The sequence below is a fragment of the Mangrovivirga cuniculi genome, assembly GCF_005166025.1.
Taxonomy (GTDB): domain Bacteria; phylum Bacteroidota; class Bacteroidia; order Cytophagales; family Cyclobacteriaceae; genus Mangrovivirga; species Mangrovivirga cuniculi.
In genome coordinates, this window is the sequence record NZ_CP028923.1 from 3,717,020 (window position 1) to 3,733,625 (window position 16,606).

General features: G+C 33.3%; 14 protein-coding genes. 10 read left to right on the top strand and 4 right to left on the bottom strand.

Translation table 11 applies throughout. The annotated features are described in order from the left end of the window. Window positions 1-695 precede the first annotated feature (695 nt). From DCC35_RS16375 to DCC35_RS16390, 4 genes are read right to left on the bottom strand one after another with little or no spacing between them, the layout of a single operon-like run. On the bottom strand, window positions 696-989 hold the full coding sequence (locus tag DCC35_RS16375; protein ID WP_175402844.1) for a leucine-rich repeat domain-containing protein: 294 nt from the start codon (window positions 987-989) through the stop codon (window positions 696-698). After that, entirely contained in the window at window positions 986-1,585 is a 600-nt protein-coding gene (locus DCC35_RS16380; protein WP_137091827.1) for a leucine-rich repeat domain-containing protein, read from the bottom strand. Before DCC35_RS16380 ends, DCC35_RS16375 begins: the two co-directional genes overlap by 4 nt. Window positions 1,586-1,632: 47 nt before the next feature. After that, window positions 1,633-2,502: a leucine-rich repeat domain-containing protein gene (locus tag DCC35_RS16385; protein ID WP_137091828.1), complete on the bottom strand. Its 870-nt coding sequence runs from the start codon at window positions 2,500-2,502 to the stop codon at window positions 1,633-1,635. Continuing rightward, the gene (locus DCC35_RS16390; RefSeq protein ID WP_217495864.1) at window positions 2,502-3,905 is read right to left on the bottom strand and encodes an eCIS core domain-containing protein; all 1,404 of its coding nucleotides are present in this window, start codon (window positions 3,903-3,905) and stop codon (window positions 2,502-2,504) included. Before DCC35_RS16390 ends, DCC35_RS16385 begins: the two co-directional genes overlap by 1 nt. Window positions 3,906-5,281: 1,376 nt before the next feature. Here DCC35_RS16390 and DCC35_RS16395 point away from each other — a divergent pair. The 10 genes from DCC35_RS16395 (at window position 5,282) to DCC35_RS16440 (ending at window position 16,452) form a co-directional block, all read left to right on the top strand. Further along, a complete protein-coding gene (locus tag DCC35_RS16395) occupies window positions 5,282-5,725 on the top strand; it encodes a hypothetical protein (protein ID WP_137091829.1) in 444 nt (147 codons plus the stop codon). A gap of 1 nt (window position 5,726) precedes the next feature. Next, window positions 5,727-6,161 carry a hypothetical protein gene (locus tag DCC35_RS16400; RefSeq protein WP_137091830.1) on the top strand — a complete coding sequence of 145 codons (435 nt, stop codon included), beginning with the start codon at window positions 5,727-5,729 and terminating at the stop codon, window positions 6,159-6,161. Window positions 6,162-6,232: 71 nt separating this feature from the next. Beyond that, window positions 6,233-6,979 carry an NERD domain-containing protein gene (locus tag DCC35_RS16405; RefSeq protein ID WP_137091831.1) on the top strand — a complete coding sequence of 249 codons (747 nt, stop codon included), beginning with the start codon at window positions 6,233-6,235 and terminating at the stop codon, window positions 6,977-6,979. Between the two features lie 38 nt (window positions 6,980-7,017). Then, on the top strand, window positions 7,018-7,530 hold the full coding sequence (locus tag DCC35_RS16410) for a hypothetical protein (RefSeq protein ID WP_137091832.1): 513 nt from the start codon (window positions 7,018-7,020) through the stop codon (window positions 7,528-7,530). A gap of 49 nt (window positions 7,531-7,579) precedes the next feature. Next, complete coding sequence (locus DCC35_RS16415; protein ID WP_137091833.1) at window positions 7,580-8,455, top strand: hypothetical protein; 876 nt, start codon at window positions 7,580-7,582, stop codon at window positions 8,453-8,455. A gap of 483 nt (window positions 8,456-8,938) precedes the next feature. After that, window positions 8,939-11,941 carry a type I restriction endonuclease subunit R gene (locus DCC35_RS16420; protein WP_137091834.1) on the top strand — a complete coding sequence of 1,001 codons (3,003 nt, stop codon included), beginning with the start codon at window positions 8,939-8,941 and terminating at the stop codon, window positions 11,939-11,941. Window positions 11,942-11,995: 54 nt separating this feature from the next. After that, on the top strand, window positions 11,996-13,168 hold the full coding sequence (locus DCC35_RS16425) for a restriction endonuclease subunit S (RefSeq protein WP_217495865.1): 1,173 nt from the start codon (window positions 11,996-11,998) through the stop codon (window positions 13,166-13,168). Window positions 13,169-13,171: 3 nt separating this feature from the next. Beyond that, complete coding sequence (locus DCC35_RS16430) at window positions 13,172-14,254, top strand: AAA family ATPase (protein ID WP_137091835.1); 1,083 nt, start codon at window positions 13,172-13,174, stop codon at window positions 14,252-14,254. 11 nt (window positions 14,255-14,265) lie between these two features. Further along, window positions 14,266-15,876 carry a type I restriction-modification system subunit M gene (locus DCC35_RS16435; RefSeq protein WP_137091836.1) on the top strand — a complete coding sequence of 537 codons (1,611 nt, stop codon included), beginning with the start codon at window positions 14,266-14,268 and terminating at the stop codon, window positions 15,874-15,876. A 12-nt stretch (window positions 15,877-15,888) separates the two neighbouring features. Next, the gene (locus DCC35_RS16440; RefSeq protein ID WP_137091837.1) at window positions 15,889-16,452 is read left to right on the top strand and encodes a hypothetical protein; all 564 of its coding nucleotides are present in this window, start codon (window positions 15,889-15,891) and stop codon (window positions 16,450-16,452) included. Window positions 16,453-16,606 lie beyond the last annotated feature (154 nt).

Consider the following 16,606-nt stretch of genomic DNA (forward strand, 5'->3'; position numbering starts at 1 on the left):
TACAATGATTAAAAAAGATTAACAGGACTGCTCTCGACTCGCAAGTAAAAAAACACACCGCTAAGGCGCTAAGGACGCGAAGAAAATAGCAAGCTATTTTAATTATTACCACGGAGCACACAGAGATCGCAGAGAAAAACAGCAAGCTGTTTTATAGAAACATTCTTTTTAATAGAAACAGTTTATCCAGACATCGAAGAATGGAGATCGTCGTCTTTACGTTAAGGATACAAGGAAATTGTAGATACAACATGTTCGGAAAACGAGTATCAAGAAGGTAATAGTAATTGCATCCTATATAAAACGTTGCATAGAAGGGCGCGGTAGGATTGACAATATCACGAGGGTGGGTTGGTTGTGTGTTTGGAGATTTGATATTGTCTTGACTTTTTTGCTTCGTTTTTGTGTCAAGACAAAAATGAAGAGAAAACTATCTGAATCAGAATTAACAGGATTCAAAGATAAACAGGATTGCCCTTGACTCGAATAAAAAAATACACCGCAAATCTTTGACCCTGACACCGACGCAGAAGGTCGTCAAGGGGGCGCTAAGGAAGCGAAGAAAATAGCAAGCTGTTTTATTTTACCACAGAGAGCACAGAGTACACAGAGGAAACATCAAGATGTTTCTATATCAATCGCTGCCGTGCAGATCACTTAAAATCATATATTAATTACTTGAGATCAAATCATTCTTAATATTGAATATTCACTTTACCCTGAAATTTTTCACTAATTTCTCTCAATTCTTCTTTTGTGAGCTGAAGATTATTATGACTAATATCTAGTTGTTTTAGATTTTTTAATTTGAACAGTACTTCAGGAAATTCTTTGAATTGATTATAACTAATGTTTAAATATTGAAGAGAATCGAAATTGACGAAAGAGTTTGGTAATTCATTTAAATTATTGTTTTCTAAATTCAGAACCTTCAATTCAGTGTTGTTTTTATCAATTTCAGGGAAGCTTGATATAAAATTCCTTCTCAAGGAGAAAAAACTAATATTACCTTTATCAAAGATAGCAGGTGATATTTTTTTATATGATTAAAGTCTGCTATCAACGTATCTATATTTCCATTTTCTATTCCTGATAACTCTTCAATGAAATTATTTCTTATTTTAAGATTCCTTAATTTTTGAAGATTCCCTATGTTACTGGGAATAAAAGTAAGGTGGTTAAATGAGATATTTAATTCGGAAAGATTAGTCATATTAGAAATAGATGGAGGTAAACTATTTATCTCGTTTTTAGACGCATTTAAAACTTCCAGACTTTCTAATTCTGTTAATTGTGATATATCTCTAATATTATTTCTACTGATGTTTAAATATTTAGTATCTGATAACCTTTTAGAATGAGAAGGTTGTATTACACTCAGTGAATTTCCTGATATGTTAAAATTAATGGGATACTTTTCTTTCTTCAGCCAACCATACTCATCATATTTATCTTCAGGCAAATCACTGACATGAAGTATTTTGTTGTTGCGATCAGTATTATCGTTTTTACATCCTGTTAAGGAGGCCTGAATTATTATTAAAGCAAAAAACAGAAGTATTTTTTTTCGATTAAATAAATACATATATACGTTTGCCCTCAAATTATTTCAGCGTAGTAAGAGGCTATTTCTTAATCAACAAATTCAATTCTGATAGGTTTAAAATCTTCTCTGATACTATCTTCCAGGTCTTCGTCTACAATATATTTAGAAAAAATTATGGTTTCCAAGCTAGTAGATTCTTTAAGGAAATAGGGAAATTCTTTTAAATCAATATTATGAAGATATAAATAATTTAAATTCTTTAATTTGATAATTTCTTTGGGAATGGAGTTAATCGGATTATTTCCTATAAAAAGAGTTTCTAAATTTTCACATTTCAAAATTGACTTCGGGAAATCTTTAAGATGGTTATCATTTAAGTGTAATTCACTCAAACTTTCCAAGCTCTGACCACTGATTTCAAATGAGCTAATTATATTTTCACTTAAGTCTAGTTCGATAAGGCTTATGTCAGGGAATTCGTTTATTTCTTGTATCTTATTTTTTCTTAGTTTCAGGTATTGCAGGTGTTGAAATTTTTCAAGACCAGCAGGAAGATTTTTTAAGTTTGAATAAACTATATTGAGATATTGCAAACAGTTGTTTTTATAGAAATTTTCTAACACCGAATTATCAATATTCTGATCCTGAATATCAAGCCATTTTAAATTTCTTAAATTCGACAACTTCTTTTCGTTCAGTTTTATAGCAGTTGAATTTACACTTTTAACTTCATCAAAGTTGATATTATTATCATCTTCGAAATCATTAATGTCTTTACCTACAAAATAAGTATTCAATGCAAACAAACTATCATAATCTAACGAAGTACATTCTCTGCGTTTTTCCATACCAGTTTCTGTGATATTTTTTGATTCAAAATCATCGGTTGATCTATTTTTACAGTATGTTAATAATATACATACTGGAAGGTAAAGGATTATAAATATCTTTCTCATTAGGTATCAGGTGTTAAATCAGCTAATTTGAATTTTTTAAGTACCGTCTTCCACTCAATCTCAGTATCATCACCTCCAACTTTATTATTTTTCTCATCAAGGAAAAACCTGTCTGTCCATAATTGATCTGCCATTGATATATCTTTTTTCAAAGGTAGATCCATAATAGGATAATCAGGTGAAAACGCATCTTTTAAAGCTTGAAGTGTGCCTTCTGGCCCTGTTGTATCATCTATTTGGGCATGCATCAGTTCATGGCTCTTCTTAACGTAATTGTAGCGGGTTGAAATTTCTATATATGCGCTTTTCCATCTACTAAAAGACCAATCGTAGCCATCTTTTGAATTTCTAATCCATTTTAATACAATTCCCTGTTTAATTATTTTTTGACTGGGGAATATATTATCTGCACGTCTTTCTGCTTCCATCACTAATTTATCGCCGCTAAGTCCTTTAAAGTAATTCTTGTTTGCAGCTAAAAACTTTCTATAATAATCCTCTTTTAATTTATTATTATCATGTATACTAATGAAGCCATTATCAATTAAGGAAAGAAAGTCTCCAGCCGAGATATTATTAATATTATTTACCTTATTATAAATTTCTGTGGCTGCATATGCTAAAATTTCGTAACCAATTGCCCACATGGGATTACTTTTACCTGCTGCTGTAAGTGCAGATTTAATGATTTCACCTACGAAACCTGGAATCGATGCATCCTTACTTTTTTCTGCGTTTGTAAGTTGGCTAAAAGTACTTATTAGGGAAATTCTACAGGCATTTATGTTAGATCTGTATTGATCAAAAAAATTACCAGAAATAATAGCTAATTGTTCATCAGAAAGTTGATCTTCTTGTTTTGCTTTCTCTTCCTCTTCAATTAATGCGCCATTCTCTTGTTTGCTTTTTATTTCCTTTACTTTTTTCCCCTCAGCTGCTTTCTTACCCATCTCATCAGCTTCTTTTTCAAGGGCTGGATCATCATTTACCGCCGCTCCTTTGGCCTGGGTTGTAGCTTTTACTCTTCCCTGTTTTTGCTGTACCACATGGGTAAGCTCATGACCGATCAGCTCCTGCCCGGATTTGGTATCAGGATTATACTGGCCTGGAGCAAAATGGACTTCATTGCCCTGTGCAAATGCCTTTGCTCCCATTTTAGTAGCCTCTGGAGAATCTTTGTGCACATTGACATCGGAAAAACTTGTTCCAAAAGAGTTTTCCATCTTTTGCTTTACATTTCCGGAAAGGGATGATTTTCTGGACTGTGACCCCGGTGCAGGAGCATCATTACCAACTCTAAAGCCAGGTTTTTTCAGGAGCTGGAGTGTTTTTTCTTTATTGTTTTTTTTATCGGGCTGCCTAAATCGTTGATGATTTTGATCTTCTTTTTTTGCGTAATCCACTGAAAAAAATGTAATGGTTGATGAAATCAAAAGTATAAGTTTGGTGACTATATTCCAAAAGAGGATTGAGTTTTATTTAAGACTTAATTTCATCTTTTAGTCAATATTTGTGTCAGGCTATTTAGTGAAAGTTATTAGAGATTAGATGGATAGTTATTGGAGATTAAGTTATTGGTTATTAGAATGCTTGACTCGAAATTGTCTGACCTAGAATTTTTAGGAATTAAATAATAGGATGACAGGATTGCTCTCGACTTGTGATTGGAGAACCGGGATTCACCTTGATTATAAAAGATTAACAGGATTGCCCTTGACTCGAATAAAATAAACACACATCAAATCTTCAGACCCTGACATCGACGTTAGGAGATCGTCAAGGGGCGCAGTGATCGTTAAGGAAACAGCAAGCTGTTTTATTTTACCACAGAAAGCACAGAGTACACAGAGGAAACATCAAGATGTTTGAGTTAAGTAACACCGAGTCCGCAGGGTTCAAAGAGAATTACTGAATCGATGAAATTAAAATGTTACATAGAAAAAAGGGAGGTTTCACATCCGATGCTTCAATCTTTTATTAGTTGATTCTTAGAAGGGTGCGGTAGGAATGGCAATATCCCGAGCCGAAGGCCCTGACATGCGATAGCATCGTCAAGGGGGTGGGGAGGAATGGGCGCTAGGAGGATCGATATTGTCTTGACTTTTTTGCTTCGTTTTTGTGTCAAGACAAAAAATGAAGAAGAGAAAACTGTCTGAATCAGAATTAAGAGGATTCAAAGATTAACAGGATTACCTTTGACTCGAAATTGGAGAACTTGGATTGACCATGATTAAAAAAAATTAACAGGATTGCTCTCGACTCGCAAGTAAAAAAACACACCGCTAAGGCGCTAAGGACGCGAAGAAAATAGCAAGCTATTTTAATTTTTACCACGGAGCACACAGAGATCGCAGAGAAAACAGCAAGCTGTTTTATTTTACCACAGCGAGCACAGAGTACACAGAGAATTGCTGACGCAATTTATTTATATCACGGTTATGATTGGATCTCTATAGCTCCAATTTATTTTAATGATTCTCCGCTCTCACTCTCACACTCACTCTGCTTTCCGGGGGTGGGGAGGAATGGGCGCTAGGAGGATCGATATTGTCTTGACCTTTTTGCTTCGTTTTTTGGATGCTGACATGCGATAGCATCGTCAGTATTTGTGTCAAGACAAAAATGAAGAGGAAGATAATTCATCATTGTATATAGAAGATTCAAAAGAGAAAGAACTACCATAAAACAAAGTACCTACCTCCTCTCCCCCTCTCTTTCAAACCACCAAAAAAAACCCTTATTATTGACCCAACTTTATCAACATCAATTTTTTAAACTAATGAAATTCTTAAACTTTTTCATTTATCTGGCATTCACAATTTTAGTTCTGATAATTTTAGGGGCAATCGGTGCAGGCTTGATTTATCTGTTTATAATGAATAATATAGATGTCCGTTCAGGACCAATACAGCGCTTATCCGAGACGATTTATTTGACCTTACCCCTCTTTATTGGAATTGGAATAGCAATTCAGTCTTTGATAAACAAAATTCTCGGAGCAGGACGAAGCAAATTTTTCACTGCTTTTTATTTTACAGTTATGCTGCTAATAATCGGTTCCGCTTATTACTTCAAAGTGTGGGACGGAACTTCTGTTAATGAATTCTTCTGGATCGGAGTCCAGGGTTGTTATTTATTAGGTTCGGTATTATTTGCTATACCCAGGACGAAAAAGGTATTCATTAAAGAAAAAAGCATTAGTTCGGATCCGGAAATATTATAATATGAAAATAGCAGGAAAAATAATCATAGTAATACTTGTACTAATTTCATCATACCCGGCAACACTTGTATTAAATCTAATTGCTGTCCTGACATATGAATCAGTATTTATTGAGCCTGTAAACAATAAATTACTATTTATCAGTATACCTTTGGCAATTACTTATGGATTAGCTGTCCAATCTTTTACCATTTGGGCGACCAATATGGTAACAGCAAAAGTATTTAACTGGATATATACATTACTAGTCTTCGGATTTGTGACATTCATGTTAAGTTCTAATGCGAGAGAATTGATATTTAGAGACCTTTCCATGTTCTCGTTATTCATAATCATGATCTTCATAGGAGTTGGCGCCTGGCTAAGAGTGTTGAAGATAATCGATAATCGATTTAAAAAAACTAAAACTGAGAGTGATATTCTGGATATGAAGTGAGTGGAATTTACTTTTTAAACTGAATTACCATATATTTATGTAACTGAATTTAGAGCAATTCAAACTCACAAATGGAAATCATCTTATTAATTTCCTTACCATTGATTGCGATAATTATTTTATCGCTTTATCTGAATGCTAAAATGCCCCAAATCATTGGGTCTATTGGAGAAGGTAAGGTCGCTCGAAAATTGAAAAAGCTGAACAAGAAAGAGTATATCGTTTTCAATGACATTTACTTGGAATTTGATGGTAGAACCACCCAGATTGACCACCTTATTATATCTGTTTATGGGGTTTTTGTTATCGAAACAAAGAATTACTCCGGATGGATCCATGGTAGTGAAAAATCAGAATATTGGCACCAAACAAAATATAAAGCTAAATGGAAGCTTTGGAATCCTATAAAGCAAAACTTAGCACATGTATATTTCTTGAAAAAATTGCTATCAGAATTCGGTCGACTTAATTATATCCCGGTGGTTGTTTTTGCTGGAAATGCTATTTTAAAGAATGTTCATTCAGATACTCCAGTGATTTATGTAGAAGAATTAAGATCATTTATCAAGGACTATTTCATTGCTTATTATTCGGAAAGTGACATTCTTGCCATGGCCAATAAAGTCGAGGCATCAATAACCAAAAACAAGAAAGGCCATCGAAAACATGTAAAGAAAAACCTCGAAGAAAAAAACTATAAAGCTTGGGCCAAAATCTGCCCGAAATGTGGTAATGATTTAGTTCTAAGAAATGGTAAATACGGGCAGTTTTATGGATGTTCGAATTTCCCGGCTTGTAAATATTCGGCAAGGGATTAACCTAAGTGTTTTTATACTTTAAAACAACCAATTCAAACATGAAAAAAGACTACTCATTTGAAGAACATGTTCACCGCTATGCCTGCTGGACAGCTGCACGTGCCGCACAACGAAGTTTTACAAATTCAGAAAATATTAAAAATGCTATCGAAGCAACTGATCTAAGAAAGGTTATCAACTCAAAAGAGAGCTTCACTGAAGAAAACTTTGATATTCAACATAAAATTTGGGCTAATGGTATAATCAACCATTTAAAGTCTCTTGGTATTGATGAGGATAAAGTAACTTATGGAAGAGCAGCTAAGATCATTAACATCTACATCAAGACTGCTGTTGTATTAAGGGATCCATATTGCAACCTATCAAAGATTGCTCACCCTCCAATTGATCGGATTCTTTTACAGAATATACATAAAGAAAATAATCAATATGGTTTTGATAAAGCCAGCTGGACTTCCTTTGATGAGCAGGAGTATTTTGATGTAATTGAAAAGTTAAGAAAGTTAGAGTTTGATTATTTATGGAAATTGGAAAGGTTTTGGGAGATTTAGGAAAAATCAAATATCTTTAAAATAATATTTTTCAACTATTTACTCGACTATGGTTTTAAAACAGAATCCTTTTTCATTTTACGATTTTTTAGGATATCTAATACCAGGTATTTTCTTTCTTTCTAGCATTTATTTCACCTTAGATCATTTTAATTACATTGATGCAAAAAATTGGTTAGAATCAGTTTTATTAGATAATCCTATTGACTATTTTATTCTAATAATTGTAGCCTATGTAATTGGGCATATTATCAATTACTTATCTTCAATAACTATAGAGATTTATTCAAATTGGAAATATGGATTTCCTTCAAAAACCTTAATTGCTAGAAAACCAAAAGGATATTTTGATTTTGACTGTAAAAAACCCAGGAATTGGATAAAAAGATTAATTCTACTCCCTATGTTTTTATTACCCTTATGGCCTACAGACTTTATATTTGGAAACTTATTTGGAATTAAAGCCCATTTAACTCGACCTATGGATCGACCATATATAGATATTGCTAAACTCAAAACATATTCTCTAATAAAGATTAACGGGTATTTAGAAGCTGATAAGATGGGTAGTGCTGATTCATTAAATTTTTTCAGGTATCTATATCATTATGTTTTAGAGAATTGCCCAAACCATGTTCCTAAATTGCAGAATTATGTGGCACTATATGGTCTACTAAGAACTTTCAGTTTAATATTTAATTTCCTATTCTTTATATGGTTTATTCTCTCAATAACAAAAGAATATAGTTTGATAAATTATATAATTGCCGGAAGCTGTATGGCAATATGCTACATTTGCTTTATGGCATTTATGAAATTCTATCGAAGATTTTCATTAGAAGTAATTATGGCTCATATTGTCACGTATAAAATACCTGAGTCTAATAACAACGGATTTCTTAAAAAGATTTTAAATTTATTTTAAATTTCGCCTTTAAGGCATTCAAACTAACCACTTCAAAAATTGGAATAAATCATAAGTCTCAAGTTATTCGAATTCATATAATCTCTTCTCATTTGTCTTCGATTAAGTAAAATCTTTTAAGCCTTTATCTTATACATATACCAGCCTAAAATTACTACAATTCATTTCCCCTCCTAAAACCGTATTTTTAATTCTTTATAAAGAGCTAATAAGTACAAGTACTTGATTTTTTAACCTGACTTTCATTTTTAAACATGTTTAATAATAATCTTACGCTTTCATTATTTATTAAAGCAGATATTTCGTCTCATAGTTTGTGATAAATTTGTAATTTAGATCAAATTATTTTTAAACCTGATTATCAACTGAGGATACTTCACTATCGCTTTAGAATTGGATAATCAGTTTGAATAAACAGAAAGTTTTTAAACTATAGCGTTGATTTAAAAGACTATCAAAAGGATTTATTGAAAGAAAATTTTAATGACTAAAGAACATCAAATAGAAAAAAATCTGATCGAACAATTAAAAGGGTTAAAATATACTCATCGACCAGATATTGATGATAGAAAAACACTTGAACAAAATTTCAAAACCAAGTTTGAAGCACTAAATAGAGTTCGATTATCTGATAGTGAGTTTTTGCGCTTGCGTGAAGAAATAATTGAACCTGATGTCTTCGAAGCCTCCAAATTACTTCGTGAAAGACAGTATTTTCAACGAGAGGATGGAACTCCTTTGCATTACACCCTTGTAAATATTAAAGATTGGTGTAAAAATGAATTTGAGGTTGTTAGTCAATTAAAAATCAACACCGAAAACAGTAATCAACGATATGATGTCATTCTACTTATAAATGGATTACCGGTTGTTCAAATTGAATTAAAAAAATTAGACATTTCTCCACGAAAGGCTATGCAGCAAATTGTGGATTATAAAAATGAACCGGGTAATGGTTATGGGAACTCACTTATGTGCTTTATGCAATTATTTATTGTGAGTAATCGCAGTAACACATTCTATTTTGCAAATAACAAAATTCAACATTTTCAATTTAATGCCGATGAGCAATTTTTGCCGATATATCAGTTAGCTGATGAAAGCAATAATAAAATAACTCATCTTGAAACATTCACAGAAAAATTCCTATCTAAGTGTTCGCTTGGTGAGATGATCAGCAAATATATGGTGCTGGTTGAAAGTGAAAAGAAAATGCTTGTGATGCGCCCATATCAAATTTATGCGGTAAAAGCGATTGTTGATTGTATTCACCAAAATAGAGGTAATGGGTTCATCTGGCACACTACTGGTAGTGGTAAGACATTAACTTCATTTAAGGCTTCTACCCTATTAAAAGATAATCATGATATTGAAAAATGTCTTTTTGTAGTAGATAGAAAAGATCTTGACAGGCAAACACGCGAAGAGTTCAATAAATTTCAAGAAGGCTCGGTAGAAGAAAACACCAATACAGAAACTTTGGTAAGACGAATGCTTTCTACAGACTATGCTGACAAGGTAATTGTAACTACCATACAAAAATTAGGTCTGGCGCTTGATGGAACTAATAGTCGCAATTATAAAGAGCGGTTAGAGCCGTTAAGTGATAAACGAATAGTTTTCATATTCGATGAATGCCACCGCTCACAATTTGGAGAAAATCATAAAGCAATTAAAGAGTTTTTCCCAAATGCCCAACTTTTTGGCTTTACAGGAACGCCTATTTTTGATGAGAATGCAACCTATAAAATACGCGAAGAACAATATGAAAAATACAAAACAACAGAAGCCATATTCGAAAAGCAGTTGCATGCCTATACGATAACCCATGCAATAGATGATAGAAACGTTTTACGATTTCATATAGATTACTTCAAGGGCAAAGGTGATAAAACACCTAATCCAGGAGAGCCAATCGCTCAGCAAGCTATAGTAGAAGCAATTATTAATAAACACAATGCAGCTACTAATCAACGAAAATTCAATGCAGTGCTTGCAACTGCTTCAATAAATAATGCAATTGAATATTATCGTTTGTTTAAAGAGGTTCAAAATAGTAAATCGGCTGAAGACCCGGATTATATCCCACTTAACATTGCCTGTGTTTTTTCTCCACCTGCTCAATTAATTGCTAAAAATGGAGATAAGCAAAGCTTAAAAAATGCAGCTGACATCAAACAACTTCAGGAAGATTTACAACAAGAAAAAGAAGATAATAAGAAAAACCCTGAAGAAAAGAAAAAAGCATTAACAGAAATAATTACTGATTACAATAATCAATATGGCACAAATCATAATATCAATGATTTTGATTTGTACTATCAGGATTTACAGGCTCGCATTAAAAATCAAAAATTTAGTAATAAAGATTATCCACACAAGAATAAAATAGACTTAACAATAGTTGTGGATATGCTACTTACCGGGTTTGATTCTAAATATTTAAACACCCTGTACGTAGATAAAAATTTAAAATACCATGGTTTGATCCAGGCATTTTCAAGGACAAACCGTGTGCTCAATGACACTAAACCGTATGGCAACATATTAGATTTCCGTTCCCAACAAGATCCAGTAAACCAGGCTATCACACTTTTCTCTGGTGAGGATGGTAGTAAGGCGAAGGAAATCTGGATGGTAGACCCTGCACCGGTAGTGATTGAGCAATACCGCGATGCTGTAGAAGCATTAGGTGATTTCATGCAAGAACACAATCTGGTAAACGAACCTCAGGCAGTTTATAATCTTCGAGGTGATGCGGCAAAAATTGCTTTTGTAAAAAACTTCAAGGAAGTACAACGACTTAAAACCCAACTTGATCAGTATACCGATTTAGATGATGAGCAACAAGCTACCATTGAAGCCATTTTACCTAAAGATAATTTACAAGAATTTAGAAGTTCGTATTTAGAAACAGCCAAACAACTTCGGGAGATTCAACAAAAAGAAGGTGATAATGCCCCAGAAGATATTCAACAATTAGACTTTGAGTTTGTCTTGTTTGCCTCTGCTGTTATTGATTATGATTATATAATGAATCTCATTGCAGAAAGTACACAGCAAAAGCCATCAAAGCAAAAAATGAGCAAGTCTCAAGTAATTAGCTTGTTAAAATCAAACTCTAATTTGATGGATGAAGAAGCTGACTTATCTGAATATATAAATCAAGTAGATTGGAGTGTTGGGCAAACCGCCAATGAGCTAAAAGAAAATTATGAGACTTTTAAAATTGAAAAATACGATAAAGAATTAGCCCAAATAGCAAATAATCATGGCTTACAAACAACAGAACTAAAAAGTTTTGTAGAACAGATAATGAATCGAATGATTTTTGACGGGGAAAAACTCACCGATCTGATGGAACCATTAGAATTGGGGTGGAAACAACGAAGTAAGGCAGAAACTGCACTAATGAAAGAATTAACCCCTCAATTAAAGAAATTAGCACAAGGTAGAGAAATATCAGGATTAGCTGCTTATGAATAAAAAAGGAAAATTAATACCTAAAATACGTTTTCCTGAGTTCGTTAAAAATGGGCAGTGGGAAGAAAAAATGCTTGGCAAGCTTGCAAAAAGAATATTAACCAAAATAAAAATGGAAAAATCACTTCTGTCTTTACAAATTCTGCAACTGATGGCATAGTAAATCAGCGAGAATATTTTGATAAAGATATTGCTAATAAAAAAAGCTTAAATAATTATTATTTAGTAGAGGATGGAGACTATGTATACAACCCTAGAATATCAGTTCATGCCCCAGTTGGTCCATTGTCAAAAAATCGATTAGGAATAACTGGAGCAATGTCTCCGCTTTATACAGTTTTTAGATTTAATGATAAACAGAATAGTTTTTACGAATATTATTTCCAAACCTCACATTGGTATAAATCAATAAAAGCTGCCTCAAACACAGGAGCAAGATTTGATAGAATGAGCATTACTGCTAGTGCATTTATGGAAATCCCTGTTTTGTATATTAGCTTACCTGAACAACAAAAAATCGCCTCCTGCCTTTCTTCTTTAGATGAGTTAATCGCAACACACAATGAAAAGCTTGAAGCTCTAAAAAACCACAAAAAAGGATTAATGCAAAACCTCTTTCCTCAGGAAGGTCAAAAAGTACCAAACTATCGGTTTCCGGAGTTTAAAAATGATGGGGAGTGGGTGGAGAAGAAGTTGGGAGATGCCGCTGATTTTATTAATGGCAGAGCATACAAGAAAGAAGAATTGCTCACATCAGGGAAGTATCGTGTTTTACGAGTTGGCAACTTTTTCACTAACAATGAATGGTACTATTCAGACCTAAAACTTGGTGAAGACAAGTATTGCGACAATGGCGATCTTCTTTATGCTTGGTCAGCATCTTTCGGTCCACGAATTTGGAAGGAAGAAAAGGTTATATACCACTACCATATTTGGAAGGTTGTTGAAAGAAGCGATATAGATAAGCAATTCCTCTTCGTCCTACTTGACTTTGAAACTGAAAATATCAAAACAGCACAAGCAAGGGGGCTTGGAATGCAACATTTGACTAAATCAGGTATAGAGTCTTGGGAAAGTAGAATTCCACCAACCAAAGAAGAACAACAAAAAATTTCTTCTAGTTTTTCTGCTATAGATGAACTTATCACTGCTCAATCAGAAAAAATTGAACAGCTGCAGCAACATAAAAAGGGCTTAATGCAAGGCTTGTTTCCGAAAATTGATAGTTAAAAAATGAGTGGTCAAAAGAAACTGCATAAATTTAAATCGCTGAAGGAGGTTGCTATTAGGCTAAGAAGTGACCTAAATGATCATAACTTTGTACTACTCTATGGCTATAATGGTACAGGTAAGACTCGTTTATCTGTCGAATTTAAGGATAGAAGTAAGAAACGTAAAGAGAATCCTGAAACTGATACACTATATTATAATGCCTACACCGAAGACTTATTTTATTGGAACAATGATTTAGAAAATGACTCTGAAAGGCATTTAATTATAAACAAAGAATCAAGTTTTTTTGAAAGTTTCAAACAATTAGCACTCGAAGAAAAAATATTTGTCTTTCTTGAGCGATATGCCAATTTTGACTTTAAAATTGATTATGAAAAATGGACTATCTCATTTAATAAGGGGAAAGAACCATATATTAAAGTATCGAGGGGTGAAGAAAATATATTCATCTGGTGTATTTTCCTGGCTATTATTCAATTGACAATAGATGATGATGATAAATCAGGTCCATACAAACATGTAAAATATATTTATATAGATGACCCTATCTCCTCTTTAGATGACAATAATGCAATAGCTGTTGCTAGCGATCTTGCTCAATTGCTAAAAAGAGGGAAAGATAAAATTAAATTTGTTATTTCTTCACATCATTCATTATTCTTTAATGTAATGTATAATGAACTTAAAAAAATCAAACACAAGTGCCATTTCCTACACAAAAACAATGGTGATGGATACGTGCTACAAGCTACTAACGACACTCCATTTTTCCATCATGTTGCAATGCTAACTGAACTAAAATCAGTATCAGAGTCAAACCAAATAAAAACTTATCATTTTAACATGTTAAGAAGTGTACTTGAGAAGACTTCAACTTTTTTTGGATATGACGAGTTTTCCAGGTGCATCTATGGAATAGAAGATGAGGTGTTATATTCACGTGCTTTAAACTTATTAAGTCATGGGAAGTATTCCATTTATCAACCTGTTGAAATGAACCCTGACAATAAAGACCTATTTAAAAGAATATTAAAGGCGTTTCTGGATAAACATGAATTTCAATTACCAGAAATATTTGCTTAAAAAATTTAAAAATGACACAAACAGAACAAGATAAATTAGGTAAAACCCTTTGGGCAATAGCAGATAATCTCCGAGGAGCAATGAATGCAGATTCGTTTCGTGATTATATGCTTTCATTTTTATTCTTACGCTATCTATCCCACAATTACGAAGAGTCAGCAAAAAAAGAACTAGGTTCCGATTATCCAAAATTGGAAGAAGGTGATAAACGCACTCCACTTGGTGTTTGGTATGAGCAAAATCAGGAAGATGTACCTGAATTTGAAAAACAAATGCGTAGAAAGGTTCATTATGTTATCAAACCAGAGCACTTATGGAATAATATTACCGAAATGGCTAGAACCCAAAATGGAGAATTACTTCTCACTTTGGAAGAAGGCTTTCGATACATTGAGAATGAATCTTTTGATAATTCGTTTCAGGGTTTATTCTCTGAAATCAATCTTAATTCTGAAAAACTTGGTAGAACACCTTCTGATAGAAACAAAAAGCTTTGTACTATAATTCAGAAAATATCAGATGGTATTTCGGAGTTTTCAACCGACACTGATACTCTGGGTGATGCTTATGAATATTTGATTGGTCAATTTGCCGCTGGTTCAGGTAAAAAAGCCGGAGAGTTTTATACGCCTCAGCAAATTTCAACCATACTTTCAGAAATTGTCACATTAGACAGTCAAGATCCATCCACTGGCAAAAAAAGTAAGCTAGACAACGTACTAGACTTTGCTTGTGGTTCGGGTTCTTTATTACTAAACGTTAGAAAGCGAATCAAAAATAATGGTGGAACTGTAGGTAAAATCTATGGTCAGGAAAACAATATAACTACCTACAACCTGGCTCGAATGAACATGCTTCTGCATGGCATGAAAGATACTGAGTTTGATATTTATCATGGTGATACCCTTCTAAATCATTGGGATTTATTAAACGAAATGAACCCATCAAAAAAAGTAGAATTTGATGCCATTGTAGCAAATCCACCATTCAGTTTGCGTTGGGAGCCTAATGATACCCTTGCTGAAGATTTCCGGTTTAAGAGTTATGGTATGGCTCCGAAATCAGCTGCAGATTTTGCCTTCTTACTTCATGGTTTTCACTTTTTAAGCAATGATGGAACCATGGCAATCATCCTGCCTCATGGAGTATTATTCAGAGGTGGTGCTGAAGAAAAAATCAGAACAAAACTTTTAAAAGACAATAACATTGATGCGGTTATCGGGTTACCATCCAATCTTTTTTATTCAACAGGCATCCCCGTATGTATTTTAGTATTAAAGAAATGTAAAAAGGAAGATGGTGTACTTTTCATTAATGCGAGTGAACACTTTGAGAAAGGGAAACGCCAGAACTCTTTAGATAACAAACATATCAATCAAATAGTAGAAACTTATAAGTACCGAAGAGAAACTGATCGCTATTCTCGCAAGGTTTCTATGGAAGAGATAGAAAAAAATGGCTATAATCTCAATATATCAAGGTATGTGAGTACAGCAGAAGAAGAGGAACCAGTAGACCTGGCTGAAGTGAACAAAACATTAACTTCAATTAATGCACGCATTGAAGAAAAAACCAAAGAACACAATGAGTTCTTAAAAGAACTGGGGCTAGACACAATATAAAATAGATTATTAATGAGCCTAATTTCTGCTAAGAATTTCATATCCCTTTGGAAAAGCGTTTTCAATCCAGACCTATTAAAGGAAGAAAGTTTGTTATCAAAATACCTAAACAGTAATTTGTGGACTCATTACATTTTTAAGGAGAGTGATATTATAAATCGAATTAAGGAAACATTTGATTTAAGATATCGAGCTGAAGAATACAAAATAGATGCTGCTTTTGCTCCCAATAAAAATCTAAGTGAAATTTCTAGCTTAGTGCCTTCTGATGAATTCTTCCCTCCTTGTTATTCAATCATCCTCGAACATGAAAACAATATCAAAGATTGCTGGCGAGAGATGTCTAAACTTACTCATTACAAAGCCCGGCTTAAAGTACTGGTTTGTTATAAAGACTATGATGAGTCAATTTCTGAGGAAGGCATAACCAATAGATACCTTAAGGATTTTGAAGCAATTGTCAGAGAATCTAACACTCACTACTGCGAAAATCCGGAAACGGAATATCTTATGATCATTGGTCAGCGGAATAAAGAGGGTTTAAATTGGAGGATTGATTCTTTTTCGGTTAAATAATTATTTGTTTAATACTATAACACTTCTCTCTTTGTTAATAATCCCTAAATAACCCTAATAATCGTTGGGATAAACCTCTCTATCTTCTGATTCTGTTATGGTTGACTTATATTTAATTAATCTTAGATCGGCTTCTGTCGTTTCTCTAAAACAT

Bases quoted from the DNA above. Each gene is read 5' to 3' on its own strand.
- DCC35_RS16380 (WP_137091827.1), bottom strand. From the start codon at position 1,585: ATGTATTTATTTAATCGAAAAAAAATACTTCTGTTTTTTGCTTTAATA.
- DCC35_RS16385 (WP_137091828.1), bottom strand. From the start codon at position 2,502: ATGAGAAAGATATTTATAATCCTTTACCTTCCAGTATGTATATTATTA.
- DCC35_RS16395 (WP_137091829.1), top strand. From the start codon at position 5,282: ATGAAATTCTTAAACTTTTTCATTTATCTGGCATTCACAATTTTAGTT.
- DCC35_RS16400 (WP_137091830.1), top strand. From the start codon at position 5,727: ATGAAAATAGCAGGAAAAATAATCATAGTAATACTTGTACTAATTTCA.
- DCC35_RS16405 (WP_137091831.1), top strand. From the start codon at position 6,233: ATGGAAATCATCTTATTAATTTCCTTACCATTGATTGCGATAATTATT.
- DCC35_RS16410 (WP_137091832.1), top strand. From the start codon at position 7,018: ATGAAAAAAGACTACTCATTTGAAGAACATGTTCACCGCTATGCCTGC.
- DCC35_RS16415 (WP_137091833.1), top strand. From the start codon at position 7,580: ATGGTTTTAAAACAGAATCCTTTTTCATTTTACGATTTTTTAGGATAT.
- DCC35_RS16420 (WP_137091834.1), top strand. From the start codon at position 8,939: ATGACTAAAGAACATCAAATAGAAAAAAATCTGATCGAACAATTAAAA.
- DCC35_RS16430 (WP_137091835.1), top strand. From the start codon at position 13,172: ATGAGTGGTCAAAAGAAACTGCATAAATTTAAATCGCTGAAGGAGGTT.
- DCC35_RS16435 (WP_137091836.1), top strand. From the start codon at position 14,266: ATGACACAAACAGAACAAGATAAATTAGGTAAAACCCTTTGGGCAATA.
- DCC35_RS16440 (WP_137091837.1), top strand. From the start codon at position 15,889: ATGAGCCTAATTTCTGCTAAGAATTTCATATCCCTTTGGAAAAGCGTT.